Below are 22,089 nucleotides of genomic sequence, written 5' to 3' on the forward strand. Positions count from 1 at the left end.
GATTATGGCCATGCGGTCCGCTCGGTCCACGCCAAGGGCCATGGCATCGCGCGCGGCACGCTGACCGTGCAGGCCGGTCTGCCGCCCGAACTCGCACAAGGCCTGTTCGCGACCCCCGGCACGCACGAGGCGATCCTCCGGCTCTCGACCAACGCCGGCGACATCCTCGACGATTCGATCGATCTGCCGCGCGGCGTGGCGCTCAAGATCCTCGGGGTCGCGGGCGAGCGGCTGCCGGGCGCGGAGGGCGACACGCAGGATTTCATCATGGTCAACGGCCCGGCCTTCGCGGCGCCCAATCCCAAGGCGTTCCTCAAGAACCTCAAGCTGCTCGCCAAGACCACCGACAAGGGCGAAGGCGCCAAGAAATTGCTGTCGACCGTGTTCCGCGCCGCGGAAAGCGTGATCGAGGCGGTCGGCGGCCAGTCCTCGACGCTGGTGTCGCTCGGCGGCGCCAAGCCGGTGCATCCGCTCGGCGCGACCTATTATTCGCAGACGCCGTTCCGCTACGGCGAGCATGTCGCGAAATTCTCGCTGGCGCCGCTGTCGCCCGCGCTCAAGGCGCTCGCGACCGAGACGGTCAATGCGCATGGCCGCCCCGACGCGATCCGCGAGGTCGTGCGCGAGACGCTGATCGAACAGGGCGGCACGTGGGAATTGCGCGTGCAGCTGTGCACCGACTTGGAGACGATGCCGATCGAGGATGCCACCGTAGTGTGGGACGAGACGGCGAGCCCGTTCGTCACCGTCGCGACGCTCGAGGTGCCCGCGCAGGTCGCCTGGGAGCATGGCATCAGCGACCGCACCGAGGATGCGCTGTCATTCAGCCCGTGGCACGGGATCGCCGCGCACCAGCCGCTCGGCGGGGTCAACCGCGCCCGCAAGGACCCGTACAAGATGTCGGCGGATTTCCGCGGCCGCTTCAATGGCTGCCCGATGCACGAGCCGGCCGCGCTCGCCGATCTGCCGAGCTGACCTCCCGCTTCGTCAGCCCGGCCGTGCGGCCGGGGTGACGGGCACAACAATCACGAGATCCTCAGTGCGCGACGCGACCGATCAGCGAATCGAGATCGCGGCGCGCCTTGACGGCATAGCCATGCACGCTCGTTGCCGCCGCCGCGTCGCGGCAGCGCGCCTTGGCCTCGGCGTCGAGCGGATGGTCCCAGCTGCAGCGCGCCAGCGGGTCGAGCCGCAGATAATAGACGTGAAAAAGCGCCGCGCCGAGCATGATGCCGATCAGCAGCAGGACCAGATTGCGCATGTCTCGGCCCTCCCCGGCCATCGTCTCGCGACATAGTGGCGTTCCTACCTCGGTCGCCGACAAATGCGAAGCGATGCGGTCAAACCGGCCCTAGCGCACGACGAATGTGACGTTTGTGTTGCTGACCGCCCGTCTGCGACCTGTTAACGACGGCCATGACCTCGACGATACCCGGCCGCTGGCTCGCCGCCTGCCTCCTCTTCAGCGTGCTCGCGACCGGCGTCATGCTCGTCCATGCCCGACAGACCGTCACGCTCGGCCTGTCGGGCTTCGCGCTGATCGTCGGCGGGGCCGCGCTGGGCTTCTGCCGCTACCGGTTGCGCGATCCCGAGACGCCGTGGCAGCGCGTCGCGCGCGATGCCGCCGAATATGTCGGAGCATTCGCGCTGGTCTGCCTGCTCGGCGCGGTGATCAGCTATCCGGAGGCGGCCTCGACCAGAGGCTTCGTCGACCCCTCGCTCGAGCGGATCGACCGCTTCTTCGATTTCGACTGGGTCGGCATCTACCGGGTCGTGGTCGCGCATCCGCTGCTGCAGCCGCTCGGCCGCGCGGTCTATGCGAGCATCTTCGTCAGCCCGGCGATCCTGCTCGGCTATTGCGCGCTTGCCGATCGCAAGGATCAGGCGCGGCGCATGATCCTCTCCTTCTGGCTCGGCGCGCTGCTGACATTGTCCTGGTTCCCGCGCGTCCCCGCGGTCGGCCCGCTTGCCTATCTGTGGCACGGCCCGATCCCCTATATGCCGACCAGCGCGCTCTATCAGGCGCATCTGCTGCCCGCGCTGCGCAGCCACGCGCTCAGCGTCGTCGACATCGGCGCGCTGCGCGGCATCGTCTGCATGCCGAGTTTTCATACGACCAGTGCGGTGCTCTACATGGCCGCGGCGTGGCGCGTCCGCCCGCTGCGCGTGCCGCTGATCGCGCTCAACGCCGCGATGCTGCTGGCGACGCCGATCGAGGGCACGCATTATCTCGCCGACATGATGGGCGGCGCGCTGATCGGCGCGATCGCGCTGACGCTGACCTCGCTCGCCGAGATCGTCGCCGCCGGCGTCCGCGCGCGGTCGCTGGAGCTGGCGACGGTGACGCAGGCCTAGCACGTCGCGCGCTGGATCGACATCTCTCTCCGTTCGTCCTGAGCTTGCCGAAGGACGTGCGACAAGCAGAAACCTTTGCAGCCCGCACGTCGACAGGCTCGGTGCGAACGGGTCTTGTGTGGCGCTCGCCGCTCCGCCGTCCCAATGTCCATCACCCTGGACGTGGTCCGCGCGGGATGACGGGGCTGAGGCCGCGCCTCAGATCACGATCTCGAAGCACGCGCCGCCCAACTCCCCGGGCACCAGCGCGATCGCGCCCTCGTGGAGCAGCACGACCTGGCGTGCGAAGCTCAGGCCAACCCCGGTGCCCTCGCGCTTGGTGGTGAAGAAGGGCAGGAATATGTCGTCGGCGAGGTTGGCCGCCACCCCCGGTCCATCGTCCGCCACCGCGATCCGAACCCGGCCGGCGTGCAGCGGCGCCACCGACAGCCGCACCTTCGGCGTGTCGCTGGCCCCGGCCGCGGCCTCGGCGGCGTTCTTCATCAGGTTGAGCACGACCTGGGTCAGCAGATCGGCATCGCCGTCGATCAGGTCGAGATCCGCCGAGATCGCGGCATCGAGCGTCACGCCCTCGGCCTGCGGCGTCGCGCCGAACAGCCGGACGAGCTGTTCCGCCCAGCCGCGCGCCGCAAACGGCCGCCGTGTCACTTCGGGGGCGCGGCTGAACGTGCGGTAGGTCTCGACGAAGTGCATGATCCCCTCGGCGCGCCGGGCCAGCGTCTCGACCGCGAGCCGCGCATCGCCGACGCCCTCGTCGCTGCCGTCGTCGATCTCGGCCATCAGCTGCGCCGCGCTGGCGGCGAGCGAGGTCACCGGCGTCATCGAGTTCATGATCTCGTGGGTCAGCACGCGGACGAGGTCGGTCTGCACCGCGATCTCGGCGGCGTTGAGCTCGCGCTGGATGATCTGCACCGAGACGATCCGCCACACCGCCCCACCGCGCTCGACCGTCGTCGCCGCCAGCGTCGCGCGCTGCGACAGCCCGTCGACGAGCATCCGGGTCAGCCGCCGGCTGCCGGGCGAGACCTCGCCGAGCGCGGTGACGAACTCGGCGCCATAGGGCGCGAAATCGGCGGCGCGCACCCCGTCCGCGCGGTCGAACAGCCGCCGCGCCGCCTTGTTGGAGAGCGCGATCCGGCCATCGCCGTCGATCGACAGCAATGCGGTCGGCGCGCCATCGACCAGCGCCGAGGCGAAGCGGTTCTCGGCGGCGCTCGCCGCACGCTCGTCGCGCAGCCGCCGCATCGCGCCGTCGAGCGCCGCGCCGAGCTCGTCGAACCCGCTGCCGCGCCCGGCCTGCGCGAAACTCTGCGCGAGATCGCCATGGTTGAGCGCCGAGACGAAGCGTTCGAGCTCGACATTGGTGCGGCGGACCAGCGCCCACACCCCCGCCGCCGCCCAGATCACAGCGCCCGCCGCGAGCAGCGTCGTCGCCGGCAGCGCGGCGCGCGTCGCCAGCCACGCCAGCACGGCGATCGCGAGCGCCAGCACGGTCGAGCGGAACGCCAGCCGGACGGCGAAGCGCCGGCTAAAGCCCATGCTTCTCCATCCGCCGATACAGCGTGCCGCGCGTCAGCCCGAGCTCGGCGGCGGCGTTGGAGATGTTGAACGCATGCTTCTTGAGCGCGGTCTCGATCAGCTGGCGCTCGGCACGGTCGAGATTGAGGTCGCCCGGCGCGGCCTCGACCGGGTTGGTTCGCGCGGGCGCCACGACCGCCGGGGCGGCGGCACGCGGCAGGGGGAAGTCGCCGAGGCTGAAGCTGGTCCCGTCCGCGAGGATGACCGCGCGCTCGGCGGCGTGGCGCAGCGCGCGGACATTGCCCGGCCAGTCATAGGCGGTGAGTTCGGCGAGCACCGCCGGCGGCAGGCCGCGCGCGGGCTTGCCATATTTGCGGCTGTAGGCGGCGATGAAGGTGTCGAGCAGCAGCGGAATGTCCTCGCGCCGCTCGCGCAAAGGCGGCAGCTCGATCTCGACGGTGTTGAGCCGGAACAGCAGATCCTGCCGAAACCGCCGCTCGTCGCTCAGCTGATCGGGGGGCAGGTTGGTCGCCGAGACGACGCGGACGTCGATCGGCACCGGGCGGTTGGCGCCGACCGGGGTCACCTGGCGCTGCTCGAGCGCGGTGAGCAGCTTGGGCTGGAGATGCAGCGGCAAATTGCCGACCTCGTCGAGGAACAGGGTGCCCCCGTCCGCCGCCTGCAATCGCCCGATCCGGTCGCCGCGCGCATCGGTGAACGCGCCCTTCACATGGCCGAACAGTTCGGAGTCGAACAGATTCTCCGCGATCGCGCCGAGATCAACCGACAGCATCACGCCCGATGCGCGCGCCGAGAGCCGGTGCAGCTCGCGCGCGACCAGCTCCTTGCCGGTGCCGTTTTCACCAAGGATCAGCACATTGGCGTCGGTCGGCGCGGCGCGTTCGATCAGCGAGAGCACGCGCGCGATGCCGGGCGATTGGCCGAGCAGCGGCGTCTCGCTGTGGGCGCCGGCGATCGCGGCGACCTTGCCCTTTTCGACCGTCGTCGCGCGGCGCGAATTGCGCAGCGCCGCGGCGGTGCGCACCGTCGCGAGCAACCGCTCGTTCGACCAGGGTTTGGAGACGAAGTCGGTCGCGCCATGCTTCATCGCGGCGACCGCGGTCTGCACGCCGCCATGCGCGGTGATCAGCACGATCACCGCCTCGGGATCGCGCTCGATCATGCGGCCGAGCCAGCGAAAGCCTTCCGCACCGTCGGTCGCCCCGCGCGCGAAATTGGCGTCGAGCAGGATCGCGTCGGGGGTGCGCGTCGCCATCAGGTCGAGCGCCTCCTGCGGCGCCTGCGTCGTCACCACCTCGGCGAACAGCTGGCGCAGCAGCATCCGCGCGGCGAGCAATATGTCCTCGTCGTCGTCGACCACGATACAGAGTTCAAAGGGTTTTGCGCTTCGCATCGCTCGTTCATCCCATGCCAGACGCGAAACGACAATCAAGATGCGTGCCAATGCCCGCCGGCGGACAGTGACGTGTCCGGAAGTGGACAGTGCGGGGCGGCCCGCCGATCTCGCGACGCGCACAAGCCTATCGCGAACCGTCATGCTGAACTTGTTTCAGCATCCCGCCACCTCATGGCGAAGGGCTCGTAGCCTGTGGGATCCTGAACAAGTTCAGGATGACGACATCTCCTTAGAAAGGGCCGCCGATCGTCCCTTCGCGCACTTGGCACGCATCCTGCTGAGTGCGGTCCGACCGACATGGAGCCGGCCACAGCAAAGGACCCAGTCATGCGCAACCTCTTCACCACCACCTTCTTCGCCGGCGTCAGCCTCGCCCTCACCGCGGGCATCGTCGCCGCCTCTGCGAGCCCCGCCGCCGCCGCGGTGCCGACCGGCGACACGCCCCATGCGATCGTCCGCTATGCGGATCTCAACCTCGCCGACGCCACCGCGCGCGCCGAACTCGACGGCCGCATCCGCGCCGCGGCCGCCATGGTGTGTCCGATCACCGAGGGCGTCGTCGACTTCGCCGCGATGCAGTGCCGCGCCACCGCGATCCAGCAGGCGCGCCGCGATATCGCCGAGCGCACCGCGCCGCGCACGGCGGTACCGACCCAGCACGCCGCCCCGTAAACCCGCCGGCGCTGTCCGGCCGCGGACACCGACTGTCCGGATCCGGACAGCGCTCCCGGCCGACGCCGACGCACTCCCCGACCCCACCCAGCAGGACGATCGCCCGCGTGACACCGCCAGACCAGCCTCCCGCCGAAACGGCCGCCCAGACCGGCGCCGCGATGGACCGCAAGATCGAGTCGCCGCGCAAGGCCCATCGCAAGCGCCTGCGGCTGGCGCTGATCGCGGCCGCGGTGCTCGTCGCCGCGCTGCTCGGCTGGCGCCTGATCCCGTCGAGCGGATCGACCGACGTCGCCTCGGCCGACGTCGAGACCGGCGCGGTCACCAACGCGCCCTTCCACGACGACCTGCCCGTGCGCGCGACCGTGGCGCCCGCGGTCACCACCTTCGTCGGCGTCGTGTCGGGGGGCCAGGTCGACAAGCTGCTCGTCCAGGACGGCACGATGGTCACCGCGCACCAGCCGCTCGCGACGCTCGACAATCCGACGCTCAAGCTCGACATATTGACGCGCGAGTCCGCGATCGCCAGCCAGCTCGGCGCGGTCTCGGGCGACGATCTCGCGCTCGAGCGCGCCAAGCTCGACCGCGCGACGCAGACCGCCTCGGCCAGCTACGACCTGATCAAGGCGCGGCGCGATCTGTCGATCCGCCAGCAGCTCCACGACCAGGGCTTCGTCTCGGACGCGGGCGTCGCCAGTTACTCCGAAGAGAATGAATATCAGCAGAAGCGGCTCGCCCAGCTCAAGGCGGGCGAGGCCAAGGAGAACGGCATCGCCGCGGTCCAGGCCTCGCGGCTCGCCGATACGCGCGCGCGCCTCTCGGGCAATCTCGGCGCGGTCGAGTCCAGCCTCGACGCACTGACGGTGCGCGCGCCGGTCGCCGGGCGCCTGACCAATTTCGTCATCCAGCCCGGGCAGACGCTCAAGGCGGGCGATTCGGCGGGTCAGGTTGACAGCGAAGGCCGCTGGAAGCTGGTCGCCGACGTCGACGAATATTATCTCGGCCGCGTCGCCGTCGGCCAGCGCGCGACCGGCGACGGCGGCGCGCAGCTGATCGTCACCAAGGTTCTGCCCGCGGTCACCGACGGCCGCTTCCGCATCGAGCTGGGCTTCGTCGGCGCACCGCCTGCCGGGCTCAACCGCGGCCAGACGGTCGACGTCCGCGTCACGCTGGGCGCGACGCGCGCCGCGCTGATCGCCCCGGTCGGCGGCTGGCTCGATAGCGGCGGCGGCACCTCGGCCTTCGTGCTCGACCCCGACGGCCGCCACGCGCGCCGCCGCGCCGTCAAGGTCGGCCGCCGCAATCCGGAAGAGGCCGAGATCCTCTCGGGCCTCGCCGCGGGCGACCGCATCGTCACCTCCACCACCGCCGCCTACGACAAGGCCGCGATCCTCAACATCCGCTGAAGCGACAGGACGAACGCCATGATCCGCCTCGAAAACATCCAGCGCCGCTATGCCTCCGACGAGGTCGAGACGACCGCCCTGTCGGACATCGACCTCCACGTCGCCCAAGGCGAGTTCCTCGCCATCATGGGGCCTTCCGGCTGCGGCAAGTCGACCCTGCTCAACATCCTCGGCACGGTCGATCGGCCGAGCGCGGGCCGCTACATGTTCGGCGACCGCGATCTCGCCAGGCTCGACGAGGCGGCGCTCGCCAGGCTTCGCTCCGAGACTCTCGGCTTCGTCTTCCAGAGCTTCAACCTGATCGACGAGCTCACCATCCAGGAGAATGTCGAGCTCGGGCTCGCCTATCGCAAGGACAAGAGCGGCGACCGTCGCCAGCGCGTCGCCGCGGCGATGGACCGCGTCGGCATCTCGCACCGCGCGAAACATTATCCGCACCAGCTTTCGGGCGGCCAGCAGCAGCGCGCCGCGATCGCCCGCGCGATCGTCGGCGATCCCAGCCTGATCCTCGCGGACGAGCCGACCGGCAATCTCGACACCGAGAATGGCGCGCAGGTGATGAACATCCTCGAGAGCCTCAACGCCGAGGGCGCGACGATCATCATGGTCACCCACTCGCCCAGCCATGCCGACGCCGCGCAGCGCCGCATCGACATGCTCGACGGCCGCATCGTCGCCTCCGTCGCCCGCGCGATCTGAGCAGGACCCCCACATGAACCGCTTCGCGCTCCTCACTTTCTATCGCTCACTGGTCCGCCACAAGCTCTACGCCGCGCTCAACATCGGCGGGCTCGCGGTCGGCATCGCGGTGTTCCTCGTGCTCGGCCTCTATGTCCGCTTCGAGACGAGCTGGGAGCATTGGCTGCCCAATTACGGCCACGTCTATCTGGTCGAGACCCGGGACGGCGATACGACCAGCGGCATTCCCAACCAGAACAGCCCGATCGCCTTTTGGTCGGCGGTCGAGAAGGACCTGCCCGGCTCGGTCGGCTCGCGGCTGAGCTCGTTCAACGCGACGGTGCTGCAGGGCGGCGTCGGCGTCAGCGAGAAGCTCGGCCTGGTCGATGCCGACTTTCCCAAGCTGTTCGAGATGCCGCTGGTCGCGGGCGACTTCGCCGGCGCCTTCGCCAGCCCCTCCAACATCGTGCTGACCGAGCATGTCGCCCGCAAATATTTCGGCGAATCCGCCCCGATCGGCAAGGCGATGACGGTGGTCTTCTCGGGCAAGCAGCATGCCTATCGCGTCGCCGCGGTGGTCAAGGACCTGCCCAAGAATACCGACATCGACAGCGCCATGTTCGCGCGGCTGACGATCTCCGAAGACAAGGCCGCGGACGACTATAAGTCGACGCATCAGTGGAATTACTTCAATCCGCAGACCTACGTCCGCCTGCCCGACGATGCCGCGCGGCAACGCTTCGCCGACGCCCTGCCGGGCATCGTCGCCCGCCACGCGCAAAGCGAGACGATCGACAATCCCGGCTTCTCGATCAAGCTGTCGCTGCAGCCGATCGCGGCGGTGCACGGCGAGGCGGCGGGCGAGCGGCTCGCGGTCGCGACGCTCGGTATCGTCGGCGTGCTGACGCTGCTGATCGCGGTCGTCAACTACATCAATCTGGCGACCGCCCGTGCGGGCCTGCGCGCCCGCGAGGTGGCGATGCGCAAGGTGCTCGGCGCCGACCGCGGCACGCTCGCGCGCCACTATGTCGGCGAGGCGATCGCGACCACCGCGATCGCCGGCTTCATCGGCCTCGTCGTCGCCGAGATCGGGTTGCCGCTGGTCAATGCGGCGGGCGGACTGGCGCTGTCGATCGGCTATTTCGGCGCCAACGGGATCGTGCTGCCGCTGGTCGCGCTGGTGCTTATCGTCGGCACCGTCGCCGGGCTCTATCCCGCGATCATGCTGGCGCGCCTGCCGGCCGCCGCGGTGCTCGCCTCGGCGCGCTCGCCGGGCGGCGGACGCGCGGGCACCTATGTCCGCGAGGCCTTGGTCGTGTTCCAGTTCGCGATCGCGATCGCCTTCATCATCGGCACGATAGTGCTGGTCGGCCAGACCCGTCACGTCCGCAACGCCGATCTCGGCTACCACCGCGAGGGCATGATGCTGGTCTTCTCGCTGGGCAGCCAGAGCCTCAACAACGCCCAGCGCGACACGCTGCTGCACCGCTTCGCCGCAATGCCCGGCATCACCGGCGCGACCGTCGGCAACAATGTCCCCGGCGGGGGCACCTTCACCTCGGAGACCGACGTCCCGATCCCCGGCGTCCAGGGCAAGGGTCCCTCGATCCGCTTCTTCGAGACCACCCCCGGCTTCTTCGACCTGATGGGCGCGCACCTGCTCGCCGGCCGCCTGTTCGACACCGCGCACCCCGCCGACGTCAATCCGAACCTCGACGACAAGAGCGGCGACGGCACCAAGCCCTATAATGCCGTGATCAACCGCACCGCGCTGGCATCGCTGCACATCCCGTCGCCGCAGGCGGCGATCGGGCGGACCTTCTACGGCCCCAACAATCCGCCGCGCACGATCATCGGCGTCATCGACGACATGCGCTTCGACGATCCGCGCGTGCCGATCCCGCCGACGCTGTACGATTTCCAGCTGCGTGATCCGCGCCAGGCCGTCGCGATCCTGCGCTATGCGGGCGATCCCCAGACGATCCTCGACGAGGCGCGCGCGGTGTGGCGGCAGGAGGCGCCCGAAGTGCCGTTCCAGGCCAAGACCGCGACGCAGAATCTCGAAGCCTATTATGCCCATGACGACCGCAGCGCGAAGCTGTTCACGATCGGTGCGGTGCTGGCGGTGGCGATCGGCTGCGTCGGGCTGTGGGGTCTCGCCTCGTTCAACACCGCGCGGCGGATCAAGGAGATCGGCATCCGCAAGACGCTCGGCGCCTCCTCCGCCGACGTCGTCAGGCTGCTCGTCGGCCAGTTCCTGCGCCCGGTGCTGATCGCCAACCTGTTCGCCTGGCCGCTCGCCTTCTTCGCGATGCGGACCTGGCTGGCCGGGTTCGACGACCGGATCGCGCTGTCGCCGCTGTTCTTCGTCGCGGCAACCGTGCTGGCGGTGGCGATCGCGGTGCTGACCGTGCTCGCGCAATCGTTGCGCGCGGCGCGCTCGACCCCGGCCTGGGCGCTGCGCCATGAATAGGCGCCGCACCCTGCTCGCCGGGGTCGCGCTGCTCGCCGCCGCGCCGCTCCACGCCGAGACGCTGCGCGAGGCGGTCGCCGCCGCCTATGCGACCAACCCGACGCTCGCCTCGGCGCATGCCCGGCAGGAGGCGCTCTCCGAGGAAACCGAGCAGGCGCGCGCCGGCGGCCGGCTCACCGCCGCGGCGGACGCGGCGGGCGGCTACGACCGGTTCGACTATGGCAAGGGCGGCGCCGCGACGGTCTCTGCAGCGCTGCCGATCTGGACCGGAGGCCGCGTCCCCGCCGCGATCCACGCCGCGCAGGCCGACGTCGCGGCGGGCGCGCAGAACGTCCGCGACAGCGAGGCGCAGCTGGTGACCGCGGCGGTCGGCGCCTTTGCCGAGCTGCTCTACGACCAGCAGGCGGTCGACATCGCCAAGGCCGACATCGCGCTGCTCGACCGCCAGGTCGCCGAGGCCGAGGCGCGCTTCAAGCTCGGCCAGGCGACCAAGACCGACGTCGCCCAGCTCGTCGCGCAGCGCGCCTCGGGGGTCGCGACGCTCGCCGACGCGCAGGCGACGCTCGACATGACCCAGGCGGGCTACCGCGCGACGATCGGCCACGATCCCGGCACGCTCGCCGCCCCGCCCGCCGCGCTGCCGGCCTTGCCCGGCACGCTCGACCAGGCGCGCAGCCGTGCGCTCGCCGACAATCCGCAGCTCGCCGCCAGCCTGCGCACCGCCGACGCCTCGCAGGCGCGGATCGCGGCGGCGCGGGCCAATGGCGCGCCCAGCCTGACGCTCGGCGGCGCCTATGGCTATGACGAGAATCTCGGCAATTCCACGGTCGGCGCCTTTCCGCGCGCGGCCTCGGTCGGGCTCCAGCTGCACGTGCCGATCCTGACCGGCGGGCTGGTCTCGTCGCAGGTGCGGCAGGCGGGCGCCGCGCACCGCGCCGACCTGTTCGACGCCGACGCAACGATGCGCGAGATCACCCGGCAGGTCGATTCGGCCTGGGCGGCACTCGCCAGCGCGCGCGCGCAGACCAGCGCGGACGAGGGCCGGGTCGAGGCCGCGGACCTCGCGCTCAAGGGCGTGCGCGCCGAATATGCCTTCGGGCTGCGCACCACGCTCGACATCCTGGTCGCCGACGAGAGCCTGCGCGCCGCGCAGCTCGCGCTCGCCCGCGAACGCAGCGACGCGCTGATCGCCACCACCGCGCTGCTCCGCGCGACCGGGCGGCTCGACCATGAGGCGTTCGGGAGCGAGTGAGCGCGGGCGGTGAGCCCTTTCATCCGTTCGTCCTGAGCGCAGTCGAAGGACCTCCTTCTCACCGTCTGAGCAAAGGACAAGGCGTCGACTGCGCTCAGTCGCACCGGAAGGGGCGTGCGGATGCCGAACCGCCCTTCCCCCTCCCGCACCGCGGGGCTAGGCAGGGCGGATCATGTGGCAGCTTTTCCAATTCCCGCTATGTCCCTTCTCGCGGAAAGTCCGGCTGATGCTCGGCGAGAAGGGCGTCGGCTACGAGCTGGTGCGCGAATCGCCCTGGCTGCGCCGCGACGAGTTCCTCGATCTCAATCCCGCGGGGCAGACCCCGGTGATCGTCCAGGGCCAGACCGCGCTCGCCGACTCCAACGCGATCTGCGAATATTTCGAGGAGACGATCGACAAGGCGCCGATGATCGCCGGCGCCGCCCCCGCGCGCGCCGAGATCCGCCGCTTGGTCGCCTGGTTCGACGAAAAGCTCTACGGCGAGGTCGTCCGCCCGCTGATGGAGGAGCGCATGCTCAAGCGCCTCGTCCACCGCACCTCGCCCGACGCCAAGATGATCCGCGACGCGATGAAGCAGGCCAATGCGCATCTCGACTATATTGACTGGCTGCTCGACCATCGCCGCTGGCTGGGCGGCCCGGTGCTCAGCCTCGCCGACCTCGCCGCCGCCGCCCACCTCTCGGTCGCCGACTATCTCGGCGGGATCGACTGGCGCGGCCACGAGCAGACCAAACAATGGTATGCCGGGCTCAAGAGCCGCCCCTCCTTCCGCCCGATGCTCAGCGAGCGAATGGAGGTGATCGGGCCGCCCGCGCATTACGACAAGGTCGACTTCTGGGAATGAGGGGGCGCCGGCTCTCGCTCGCGTTACGATTCCCCTCCCTGACGGGGAGGGGCTAGGGGTGGGTCGGTCGCCGGATCGCGGTTCCGGGCGCCACAGGCGAGCCCACCCCCGCCCCCTCCCTTTCAGGGCGGCGAGAAGGCCGCGAGTTAGGCTTTGGCAACGATCATGACCGACACCCCCACCTACCAATCCGATCGCGCCTTCCTCGGCCATCCGCGCGGGCTCGGCTATCTCGCCTTCGCCGAAGGGTGGGAGCGCTTCTCCTATTACGGCATGACCGCGCTGCTCGCGCTGTACGGGTCGCAATATCTCTTCAAGCCCGGGCATATCGAGACGATCTGGGGGTTCGCCCCGTTCCGCCACATCCTCGAGGGCGTGTTCGGCCCGCTCACCCCGCTGGGGCTGGGCGGCGCGATCGCCGGGCTTTACGGCGGGCTGGTCTATCTGACGCCGATCCTCGGCGGCTTCGTCGCCGACCGCGTCATCGGCCGGACCCGCGCGGTGATCTTCGGCGGCGTGACGATGGCGATCGGCCATTTCTGCATGGCGTTCGACCAGACCTATCTCATCGCGCTCGCCTGCATCCTGATCGGCACCGGCTTCTTCAAGGGCAATCTGGCCGCGCAGGTCGGCGATCTCTACGCCCCCGGCGACCTGCGCCGCGCCGACGCCTTCCAGATCTACACGCTGGCGATCCAGATCGCGGTGATCGTCGCGCCGATCGTCTGCGGCTTCCTCGGCCAGAAGGTCGCGTGGCGCTTCGGCTTCGGCGCGGCGGGCGTCGGCATGCTGATCGGGCTGGCGGTCTATCTCTCGGGGCTGCGCTGGCTGCCCGCCGAGGCGAAGCCCGCCCCCGGGCATATCGCCGAGCCGCGGCCCAGGCTCATGCCCGGCGAAGGCATCCGCATCGTCATCCTGCTGCTGCTGATCCCGGTGCTCGCGCTGGTGTGGGTCGGCAACCAGGAGATTTTCGCGGGCTACGAACTGTGGGGCGACGCGCATTATCAGCTCGTCTTCTTCGGCTGGACGATGCCCGCGAGCTTCCTCATCTCGCTCGACGCGATCACCTCGACGGTGATGATCGCCGGCACGCTCGCCTTCTGGCGCTGGTGGGGGACGCGCCATACGCAGCCCGACGAGATCAGCAAGGTGACGATCGGCGCCTTCATCGCCGCCGCCGCGCCGCTGGTGCTGGCGCTCGCCTCGCTGCACCAGGCGGCGACGGGCGAGAAGATCGGGCTCGGCTGGGGCTTGAGCTTCCACATCCTCAACGACATCGGCTTCGCCAACGTCTATCCGGTCGGCATGGCTCTCTATTCGCGCGCCGCGCCCAAGGCGGTGGGGGCGACGATGATGTCGGCCTTCCTGCTGTCGCTGTTTCTGGCCGGTCTGATCGTCGCCAAGCTCGCGACTCTGCTCGGCGTGATCTCGGACGCGGCCTTCTGGGGCCTCCACGCCGGGCTGATCGCGATCGCCGCGCTGATCCTGCTGGTGGTGCGCAGCGTCGCGGGCCGGCTGCTCGCACCGACGGTGGAGGCGGAGACGGTCGGCTGAACGTAACGCCGTGCGTCGCCCGCCCCCCCGTTCGCACTGAGCGCAGTCGAAGTGCAGCCACGCCGCCGCTCCCCTGTCCTTCGACTGCGCTCAGGACGAACGGGTCTAGGTGCGGTCCCTACACCCCTTCCGGCACCACCACTCGGATCGCGATCTCGGACAGCGCGCGCCCGCTCGCGCGATCGACCACCACCGCCTCGATCGGCGCACCCGTCTCGGCGTCGACCGCGTGGCTGAGCGCGCCGCCGTCGCAATGCTTCGCGCCCCACGCCCCGATCGCCATCAGGATCGGCAGGAAGTCGCGCCCCTTGGCGGTGATCACATAGTCGTCGCGCGGCGGCCGTTCGCTGTAGCGCCGCTTCTCGAGCAGCCCGGCCTCGGTCAGCGCCACCAGCCGCCGCGTCAGGATGTTGGGGGCGATGCCGAGGCTGGTGCGGAACTGGTCGAACCGCGTGCGCCCGGCGCCTGCGTCGCGCAGGATCATCAGGCTCCACGCGTCACCGACCTGGGCGAGCGCGCGGCCGATCGGGCAGACGCCTTCGGAATATTTTTCGTGGTCCATTGCGATGTGATAGTGACATGACTATCAAAGTGCAAGCGACTCATTCGGACACGAGCCGCAAGGAGATCAACCATGAGCGACATCAGCGGTACCGCCGTCATCACCGGCGCATCCTCGGGCATCGGCGCGGTCTATGCCGACCGGCTCGCCAGGCGCGGCCACGACCTCGTCCTCGTCGCGCGCGACGCGGCGCGGCTCGACACATTGGCGGAGCGGCTGCGGCGCGAGACCGGACAGACCGTCGAGGTGCTCCGCGCCGATCTCACCGACGGCGCCGACGTCGCCAAGGTCGAGCAGCGGATCACCGACGATGCGTCGGTCGCGCTGCTGATCAACAATGCCGGCATGTCGCTCAACGGCGACATCCTCGACAATGGCGTCGCCGAATATGAGCAAATCATCGCGCTCAACATCACCGCGCCGACAAGGCTGGCGGGCGCCGCCGCCAAAGCGTTCATCGCGCGCGGCGCGGGGGCGATCGTCAACATCGCCTCGGTGCTCGCGCTCGCGCCCGAGGGCTTCGACGGCATCTACAGCGGCACCAAGGCCTATGTCCTCAATCTCAGCCAGTCGCTCTCGGCGCTGCATGGAGACAAGGGCCTCTACACCCAGGCAGTGCTGCCCGGCGCGACGCGGACCGAGATCTGGGAACGGTCCGGCAAGGACGTCGATTCCTTCCCCGCCGAGATGGTGATGGGGGTCGACGATCTCGTCGACGCCGCGCTGCGCGGCTTCGACCGCGGCGAGACCGTCACGATCCCGCCGCTCGCCGACGAAAGCGTGTGGACGCGGATTCAGGAGGCGCGGCTCGCCTTCGCACCGCTGATGTCCAAGCGAGACGTCGCGCCGCGCTACCGCGAGACGGTGGACGCGTAACATCGTCGTCGCGCTGAGCACCGTCAAAGCGCGACGATAGAGACGCCAGATACCCGTTTGCACTGATCGAAGTCGAAGTGCGTGTTGCAGGCGCCGCGCTTGCGGCCCGTCCTTCGACTTCGCTCAGGACGAACGGGAGGGTGTGATCAGGCGCGCGTTGCCGCCATCAGAAAATCCATCCGCACGTCGTCCGAGAGCACGAATCCCTTCGCCGGATCGAGCGACAGCCCGCGCGTTTCGATCACCGCGAGGCCGGCACCGTCCAGCAGCGCGCCCAATTCCTCGGGGGTGAGGAATTTCGACCAGTCGTGCGTCCCCTTGGGGATCATCCCCGCCCCTTCGCCGACCGTCACCAGCGCCAGCCGCGACAGCGTCGTGCGGTTCGGCGTCGAGAGCAGCAGCAGCCCGCCCGGCGCCAGCGCGCGCACCAGCCCGGCAACGAACGCCGCCGGATCGGTGACATGCTCGATCACCTCCATCGAGCAGACCAAATCGAATGTTTCGCCGGGGTCCAGCGCTTCGACCGATCCTGCGCGATAGGCGATCGCGAGCCCCTGCCCCTCGGCATGGAGCTGCGCCGCCGCGATATTCTCGGGTGCCGCGTCGAGGCCGGTGGCGTTGGCCCCCATCCGCGCCAGCGGTTCGGTGAGCAGCCCGGCCCCGCAGCCGACGTCGAGCGCGCGCCTGCCCGCCAGCGGCCGCCGCAGAGTCGGTTCGGTGCCGAAATGACGGTCGATCGCGTCGCGCACGAAGCGCAGCCGCACCGGATTCAGGCGGTGCAGCATCGCGGAGGAGCCTTTCGGGTTCCACCAATCAGCGGCGAGCGTGCCGAAATGCGCGGCTTCGGCGGGGTCTATCGTGGTTGCATCCGTCATGCACGCTCCCTATCAGGACGCCGCTTTCTTGTCCCTAGGCGATGATCGCCGCAACAATCTGAGTTTTGCATGGCCCGTATCGTGATGAAGTTCGGCGGCACCTCGATGGCCGGCATCGAGCGCATCCGCAACGTCGCGCGTCAGGTGAAGCGCGAATGGGCCAAGGGCGAGCAGGTCGCGGTGGTCGTCTCGGCGATGTCGGGCGAGACCGACCGGCTGGTCAATTTCTGTCGCGAAGCCTCCCCGCTCTACGACCCGAAGGAATATGACGTCGTCGTCGCCTCGGGCGAGCAGGTGACGAGCGGGCTGCTCGCGATCGCCCTGCAGGCGATCGGCGTGCCGGCGCGCAGCTGGCTCGGCTGGCAGCTGCCGATCCGCACTTCCGACGCGCACGCCTCCGCCCGCATCGGCACGATCGACACCGAGGCGCTCAACGCGTCGCTGGCGCAGGGCGAGGTCGCGGTCATTCCCGGCTTCCAGGGCCAGACCGAGGCGGGCCGCGTCACCACGCTCGGCCGCGGCGGGTCGGACACCTCGGCGGTCGCGGTGGCGGCGGCGATGAAGGCGGATCGCTGCGACATCTACACCGACGTCGACGGCGTCTACACCACCGATCCGCGGATCGTGCCCAAGGCACGCAAGATCGAGCGGATCACCTATGAGGAAATGCTGGAGCTGGCGTCGGTGGGCGCCAAGGTGCTCCAGACACGCTCGGTCGGGCTCGCGATGAAGGAAAAGGTGCGCATCCAGGTGCTCTCCTCCTTCGGCGATCCCGATGCCGAGCCGACGCCGGGCACCTTCGTGGTCGGCGAGGACGAGATCGGAGACAGGAACGTGGAAGAACAGCTCATCACCGGCATCGCCTATGACCGGGGCGAGGCGAAGATCACGCTGGTCGCGGTGCCCGACCGACCGGGTGCGGTGGCGACGATCTTCACCCCGCTCGCTGAGGCTTCGATCAACGTCGACATGATCGTGCAGAATGTCGCGCACGGCGGCAGCTCGACCGACGTCACCTTCACCGTGCCCGGCGCCGAGCTGGCGCGCTCGCTCGACGTGCTCGAGAAGGCGCAGGGGACGATCGGCTACGCCAAGCTGATCTCGGACACGCGGGTGTGCAAGATCTCGGTGGTGGGCGTGGGCATGCGCAGCCACGCCGGCGTCGCCGCGACGATGTTCCAGGCGCTGGCCGGCCGCGGCATCAACATCCTCGCGATCGCCACCTCCGAGATCAAGGTCTCGGTGCTGATCGACGAGGACTATACCGAGCTCGCGGTGCGCGTGCTGCACACCGCCTACGGGCTCGACGCGGCGGATGCGGCGTAGACGCATTTGCTCAGCGCCTGATCCTGCTGCATCCTCCCCATGCGAGCATGGGGAGGGGGACCGCCACAGGCGGTGGAGGGGGGATGGCGCCACGCCGGACGATCGAACGGGCCCGCAGACTGCGCCGGACGATGACGGCGCCGGAAATCAGGCTGTGGTCCGCCCTGCGGACCAGGCCGTCCGGCCTCCGCTTCCGGAGACAGCATCCGCTCGGCGCGTTCGTCCTCGACTTCTATTGCGCGCAGGCGAAGCTCGCCATCGAAATCGACGGGATGGCCCACGACATGGGCAACAGACCAGCGCGTGATCGAGCGCGAGACGAATGGCTCGCAGCCCAGGGCGTCGCGACGCTGCGTCTGCCCGCGGCGCGTGTGATGGCCGATCTGGACGACGTCGTCCGCGCGATCATCCTGCGCTGCGCCCTGCCCCTCCACCATCCTGCGGATGGTCCCCCTCCCCATGCTATGCATGGGGAGGATCGATGATCGATTGCGTCAACGGGTGACGCGCACGCCGGCTCCCTGCTAGACGCTCCCCCATGACCACCACCGAAGCCGCCACCCGCCCCGCCGCCGAGACCATCGGCCATGACCGCCTCCGCCGCCTGATGGCGCGCGGCACCGCCTTCCTCGGGTCGGAGGTCGCGATCATGGCCGGCGCGATGTCGTGGGTGTCCGAACGCCACCTCGTCTCGGCGATGTCCAACGCCGGCGGCTTCGGCGTGATCGCGTGCGGGGCGATGACCCCCGAACTGCTCGACGCCGAGATCGCCGCCACCCGGGCGCTCACGACCAAGCCGTTCGGCGTCAACCTGATCACCATGCACCCGATGCTCTCCGACCTGATCGACGTCTGCGCCAAGCACAAGGTCGGCCATGTCGTGCTCGCGGGCGGGCTGCCGCCGGCGGGCTCGATCGACCGGATCAAGGGTTCGGGCGCGAAGCTGATCTGCTTCGCCCCGGCGCTCGCGCTGGCGAAGAAGCTGATCCGCTCGGGGGTCGACGCGCTCGTCGTCGAGGGCATGGAGGCCGGCGGGCATATCGGCCCGGTCTCGACCTCGGTGCTCGCGCAGGAAATCCTGCCCGAGGTCGCCGACCAGGTGCCGGTGTTCGTCGCCGGGGGGATCGGGCGCGGCGAAGCGATGGCGGGCTATCTCGAAATGGGCGCGGCGGGCGTCCAACTCGGCACGCGCTTCGTCTGCGCGACCGAATGCATCGCCCACCCCAATTTCAAGAAGGCGTTCATCCGCGGCGCCGCGCGCGACGCGATCGCCTCGGTGCAGATCGACCCGCGGCTCCCGGTGATCCCGGTGCGGGCGTTGAAAAATGCCGGGGGCGAGCTGTTCACCGCGAAGCAGCGCGAGGTCGCCAAATCGCTCGACGAGGGCTCGATCGCGATGGCCGAGGCGCAGCTGCAGATCGAACATTATTGGGCGGGTGCGCTGCGCCGCGCGGTGATCGACGGCGACATCGAACATGGCTCGGTGATGGCCGGGCAGTCGGTCGGCATGGTCACCAAGGAGGAACCGCTCGCCGACATCCTGCGCACGCTGATCGACGAGGGCGCGCACGCGCTGGAGCGGCGCTCGGTGTGATACTCCCTCTCCCCGGCGGGGAGCATCGGGCCGGTCATGCCCGCGGCATGACCTGAACAACGCGGGGCGTTGTTCACCCGATGCTGGTCGGGGTGAGGGGGAGCGACGCGCCAGCGTCGCGTCCCACGTCGGAGGTCGGAGCCCCTCACCCAACCCTCTCCCAAAGGGAGAGGGCTCTTACGGCGTATGCGCGCTGGCCAGCTGAACACCCGGCTGCGCTGCAGGCGTTTCGTCGGCATCGTTCGCCGCGATCGTTGTCGCCGCGGGATCGACCGCATCGACCGGCGGCGCACCACGTAGCTCGACGGTCGCGCCGATGTCGGTGACGCCGTACAGCGCCTTGGCGAAGGCGATCGGCAGATGCACGCAGCCATGCGATTCGCGATAGCCCGGCACCCCGCCGGCATGCAGCGCGACGCCGTCCCAGGTCAGCCGCTCCATGAACGGCATCGCCGCCTCATGATAGAGGTTGGACTTATGCTCGACCTGCTTCTGCAGAATGGTGAAGCTGCCGACCGGAGTCTCGTGGCCGTCGCGGCCGGTCGAGACGGTCGAAATGCCGATCAGCGCGCCGCCGCGATAGACGAAGGCGACCTGGCGATCGAGATCGACGACGATGTTGACCGCGCCGGCGGTCGCGACATCGGGCTGCCAGAGGAAGTCGCCCGCCTTGAGCGTATCGGCCTGGTCCTCGCTGAGCGGTGCCGGCGCGACGACCGCGCTCGACGGCGACTGGGCGTACGCGGCGATCGGGGACAGACAGGCAAGCATCGGTGCGGCAGCGGCGAAGATCAGTGTCGGGAAAAGCCGCATCGAATACACTCCCTTGTCTTGCGACGCAGGCAAGACGGCACCGCTCTCCCGGACGCTGACCCGGGAGGCACATGCGCGGTGCCTGTCTAGATTTCGGATGTGCTAACGCAGCATCGCGTCATTGGTGCCGCGCGGCGCGGTTTTCTGTTGACTTGTCCGAAAATGGGATGGTTGCGCGGCTTAGCGCGCGCCGACGCGCTCCGCGATCGCGGCATAGGCCGCCAGCCGCGCGACCGCCGCGTCGTGGATGCCGGGCGGCGTCACCAGCACGCCGAACGCCTCGGCCATCGCGGTGTTGAACGCGAGCGGCGCGCCCAGCGCGTCGGTGACGATGGCGCCCGCTTCGCTTGCGATCAGCACCGCGGCGGCGATGTCCCACTCGTGCCCCCAGCGCAGCGTCGCGACCAGATCGGCCTCGCCCGCCGCGACCATCGCGATCCGCAGCGCGATCGAATTGGGTTTGTGGACCGCGACCAGATCGGCGTCGCGTCGCGGCAGCTGGTCGGCGGGGACGCGCGCGCCGACGATCTCGCTGCGCGTCGCGACGCGGATTGGTGTGCCGTTGCGCCACGCCCCCTGCCCGGCCAGCGCGGTCCAGCATTCGCCGCGGGCGGGTGCGTCGAGCACCGCGAGCACTGGCCGGCCGCGGTCGACCAGCGCGATCGATACCGCCCAGCCCGGGCGCCCGCGCAGGAAATCGCGGGTGCCGTCGATCGGATCGACCACCCAGACGCGCTCCGCCGCCAGCCGGGTCTTGTCGTCGACGCTCTCCTCGGACAGCCAGGCGGCCTCCGGATCGATCTCGGCGAGCCGCTTGCGGACCAGCACGTCGACCGCGAGATCGACCTCGCAGACCGGCTCGCCGCCCGCCTTCTCCCAGCGCCTATACCCTTGAGTCGACCGCGCGAGCGCGAGCGCGCCCGCCTCCGCGGCGACCGCCTTTACCCGATCCAGCAGTGTTTCAGGCACCGGCGACGGTCATGCCGTCGATCCTGATGGTGGGGACATCGGTCGCGCGTTCGAAGCTCAGGTCGTTGGCGGGGACGAGGGCTGCGAACATGTCGAGAAGATTGCCCGCGATGGTGATCTCGGCTACCGCGGCGGCGATCTCGCCATCCTCGATCAGAAAGCCCGCGGCGCCGCGACTATAGTCGCCGGTGACGCCGTTGACGCCGTGGCCGATCAGCTCGGTGACGAACAGGCCGCGCTTGACGTCGGCCATCAGGTCGCGCGGCGAGAGCGCGCCGGGGGCGAGGTAGAAATTGGTGGTGCCGGCGCTTGGCGGCCCGCCGATGCCGCGCTGGGCGTTGCCGGTCGGCGCAAGGTCGAGCTGCCGTGCCGAGGCGCTGTCGAGCAGCCAGCCGGTAAGCATCCCGTCGGCGACGATCTCGCGGCGCGCGGTCGGCAGGCCTTCGCCGTCGAACGGCTTGGAGCCGAGGCCGCGGATCCGCAGCGGGTCGTCGACGATCGATATGCCCTTGGCGAATACCGGCTTGCCGAGCATCTCGAGCAGGAAGCTGGTGCGGCGCGCGATCGCCCAGCCGGTGATCGCGCCCGCGAAATGGCCGAGCAGGCTCGAGCCGACGCGCGGGTCGAACAGGATCGGCATCGTGCCCGACGACAGTTTCGCGGGATCGAGCCGCGCCACCGCGCGCTCGCCGGCGCGCCGGCCGATCGTCTCGGGGCCTTCGAGGTCGGCGAGATGGCGCGTCTGGCGATAGGCATAGTCGCGCTGCATGCCGCTGCCCTCGCCCGCGATCACGCTCGCCGAGCAGCCATGGCCGCTGGTCGCATAGCCGCCCGCGAAGCCGTGGCTGGTGGCGAGCGCGACGATCGTGCGGCCGGTGCTCGCCGAGGCGCCCTCGCTGTTGGTG

21 protein-coding genes are annotated in these 22,089 nt (G+C 69.8%); 13 read left to right on the forward strand and 8 right to left on the reverse strand.

Annotation, left to right across the window (positions count from 1 at the left end):
• Nucleotides 1–975, forward strand: a 975-nt coding sequence (locus Q0326_RS17670; RefSeq protein WP_298693061.1) for a catalase family protein, incomplete at its 5' end; no start/stop codon positions are given.
• 61 nt (nucleotides 976–1,036) lie between these two features.
• Here Q0326_RS17670 and Q0326_RS17675 read toward each other — a convergent pair.
• The gene (locus Q0326_RS17675; RefSeq protein WP_298693063.1) at nucleotides 1,037–1,261 is read right to left on the reverse strand and encodes a hypothetical protein; all 225 of its coding nucleotides are present in this window, start codon (nucleotides 1,259–1,261) and stop codon (nucleotides 1,037–1,039) included.
• Nucleotides 1,262–1,416: 155 nt separating this feature from the next.
• Here Q0326_RS17675 and Q0326_RS17680 point away from each other — a divergent pair, with 155 nt between their 5' ends.
• Nucleotides 1,417–2,355, forward strand: a complete 939-nt coding sequence (locus tag Q0326_RS17680) for a phosphatase PAP2 family protein (RefSeq protein WP_298693065.1) — start codon at nucleotides 1,417–1,419, stop codon at nucleotides 2,353–2,355.
• A gap of 198 nt (nucleotides 2,356–2,553) precedes the next feature.
• Here Q0326_RS17680 and Q0326_RS17685 read toward each other — a convergent pair whose 3' ends face one another.
• Nucleotides 2,554–3,894 carry an ATP-binding protein gene (locus tag Q0326_RS17685; protein WP_298693067.1) on the reverse strand — a complete coding sequence of 447 codons (1,341 nt, stop codon included), beginning with the start codon at nucleotides 3,892–3,894 and terminating at the stop codon, nucleotides 2,554–2,556.
• The gene (locus Q0326_RS17690) at nucleotides 3,884–5,287 is read right to left on the reverse strand and encodes a sigma-54 dependent transcriptional regulator (RefSeq protein WP_298693069.1); all 1,404 of its coding nucleotides are present in this window, start codon (nucleotides 5,285–5,287) and stop codon (nucleotides 3,884–3,886) included. The genes Q0326_RS17685 and Q0326_RS17690 overlap by 11 nt, the downstream gene beginning before the upstream one ends.
• Before the next feature lie 330 nt (nucleotides 5,288–5,617).
• Here Q0326_RS17690 and Q0326_RS17695 point away from each other — a divergent pair, with 330 nt between their 5' ends.
• The 7 genes from Q0326_RS17695 (at nucleotide 5,618) to Q0326_RS17725 (ending at nucleotide 14,169) form a co-directional block, all read left to right on the forward strand.
• The gene (locus Q0326_RS17695; RefSeq protein ID WP_298693071.1) at nucleotides 5,618–5,962 is read left to right on the forward strand and encodes a UrcA family protein; all 345 of its coding nucleotides are present in this window, start codon (nucleotides 5,618–5,620) and stop codon (nucleotides 5,960–5,962) included.
• Nucleotides 5,963–6,069: 107 nt separating this feature from the next.
• Nucleotides 6,070–7,368: an HlyD family efflux transporter periplasmic adaptor subunit gene (locus Q0326_RS17700; protein ID WP_298693073.1), complete on the forward strand. Its 1,299-nt coding sequence runs from the start codon at nucleotides 6,070–6,072 to the stop codon at nucleotides 7,366–7,368.
• A gap of 18 nt (nucleotides 7,369–7,386) precedes the next feature.
• Complete coding sequence (locus tag Q0326_RS17705; RefSeq protein WP_298693075.1) at nucleotides 7,387–8,067, forward strand: ABC transporter ATP-binding protein; 681 nt, start codon at nucleotides 7,387–7,389, stop codon at nucleotides 8,065–8,067.
• Nucleotides 8,068–8,080: 13 nt separating this feature from the next.
• The gene (locus Q0326_RS17710; RefSeq protein WP_298693077.1) at nucleotides 8,081–10,519 is read left to right on the forward strand and encodes an FtsX-like permease family protein; all 2,439 of its coding nucleotides are present in this window, start codon (nucleotides 8,081–8,083) and stop codon (nucleotides 10,517–10,519) included.
• Nucleotides 10,512–11,771, forward strand: a complete 1,260-nt coding sequence (locus Q0326_RS17715; RefSeq protein WP_298693079.1) for a TolC family outer membrane protein — start codon at nucleotides 10,512–10,514, stop codon at nucleotides 11,769–11,771. Before Q0326_RS17710 ends, Q0326_RS17715 begins: the two co-directional genes overlap by 8 nt.
• Before the next feature lie 172 nt (nucleotides 11,772–11,943).
• On the forward strand, nucleotides 11,944–12,615 hold the full coding sequence (locus Q0326_RS17720) for a glutathione S-transferase family protein (protein WP_298693081.1): 672 nt from the start codon (nucleotides 11,944–11,946) through the stop codon (nucleotides 12,613–12,615).
• Between the two features lie 165 nt (nucleotides 12,616–12,780).
• A complete protein-coding gene (locus Q0326_RS17725) occupies nucleotides 12,781–14,169 on the forward strand; it encodes an oligopeptide:H+ symporter (protein WP_298693083.1) in 1,389 nt (462 codons plus the stop codon).
• 118 nt (nucleotides 14,170–14,287) lie between these two features.
• On the opposite strand, the gene Q0326_RS17730 is transcribed toward Q0326_RS17725, so the two are convergent.
• Complete coding sequence (locus Q0326_RS17730; RefSeq protein WP_298693085.1) at nucleotides 14,288–14,731, reverse strand: helix-turn-helix domain-containing protein; 444 nt, start codon at nucleotides 14,729–14,731, stop codon at nucleotides 14,288–14,290.
• 72 nt (nucleotides 14,732–14,803) lie between these two features.
• Here Q0326_RS17730 and Q0326_RS17735 point away from each other — a divergent pair, with 72 nt between their 5' ends.
• A complete protein-coding gene (locus tag Q0326_RS17735; RefSeq protein ID WP_298693087.1) occupies nucleotides 14,804–15,607 on the forward strand; it encodes an SDR family oxidoreductase in 804 nt (267 codons plus the stop codon).
• Nucleotides 15,608–15,753: 146 nt separating this feature from the next.
• Here Q0326_RS17735 and ubiG read toward each other — a convergent pair whose 3' ends face one another.
• Nucleotides 15,754–16,482, reverse strand: coding sequence for a bifunctional 2-polyprenyl-6-hydroxyphenol methylase/3-demethylubiquinol 3-O-methyltransferase UbiG (ubiG, locus tag Q0326_RS17740; protein WP_298693089.1), 729 nt, complete (start codon nucleotides 16,480–16,482; stop codon nucleotides 15,754–15,756).
• A gap of 69 nt (nucleotides 16,483–16,551) precedes the next feature.
• On the opposite strand from ubiG, the gene Q0326_RS17745 reads away from it, so the two are divergent.
• The 3 genes from Q0326_RS17745 (at nucleotide 16,552) to Q0326_RS17755 (ending at nucleotide 19,402) form a co-directional block, all read left to right on the forward strand.
• The gene (locus Q0326_RS17745) at nucleotides 16,552–17,808 is read left to right on the forward strand and encodes an aspartate kinase (protein WP_298693092.1); all 1,257 of its coding nucleotides are present in this window, start codon (nucleotides 16,552–16,554) and stop codon (nucleotides 17,806–17,808) included.
• Nucleotides 17,809–17,891: 83 nt separating this feature from the next.
• Nucleotides 17,892–18,293 (forward strand): endonuclease domain-containing protein, encoded by a 402-nt coding sequence (locus Q0326_RS17750; RefSeq protein WP_298693094.1) that lies wholly within the window; start codon nucleotides 17,892–17,894, stop codon nucleotides 18,291–18,293.
• Nucleotides 18,294–18,415: 122 nt separating this feature from the next.
• Nucleotides 18,416–19,402, forward strand: coding sequence for a nitronate monooxygenase (locus tag Q0326_RS17755; protein WP_298693102.1), 987 nt, complete (start codon nucleotides 18,416–18,418; stop codon nucleotides 19,400–19,402).
• A gap of 177 nt (nucleotides 19,403–19,579) precedes the next feature.
• Here Q0326_RS17755 and Q0326_RS17760 read toward each other — a convergent pair whose 3' ends face one another.
• From Q0326_RS17760 to Q0326_RS17770, 3 genes are all read right to left on the reverse strand, one after another.
• Complete coding sequence (locus Q0326_RS17760; protein ID WP_298693096.1) at nucleotides 19,580–20,215, reverse strand: L,D-transpeptidase family protein; 636 nt, start codon at nucleotides 20,213–20,215, stop codon at nucleotides 19,580–19,582.
• 180 nt (nucleotides 20,216–20,395) lie between these two features.
• The gene (locus tag Q0326_RS17765) at nucleotides 20,396–21,184 is read right to left on the reverse strand and encodes a 3'(2'),5'-bisphosphate nucleotidase CysQ (protein ID WP_298693098.1); all 789 of its coding nucleotides are present in this window, start codon (nucleotides 21,182–21,184) and stop codon (nucleotides 20,396–20,398) included.
• A partial coding sequence (locus Q0326_RS17770; RefSeq protein WP_298693100.1) for a metallopeptidase TldD-related protein occupies nucleotides 21,177–22,089 on the reverse strand: 913 nt, incomplete at its 5' end. The genes Q0326_RS17765 and Q0326_RS17770, both read right to left, overlap by 8 nt.

Origin of the sequence: uncultured Sphingomonas sp., from assembly GCF_937859915.1 — a bacterium.
Classification (GTDB): Bacteria; Pseudomonadota; Alphaproteobacteria; order Sphingomonadales; family Sphingomonadaceae; genus Solisphingomonas.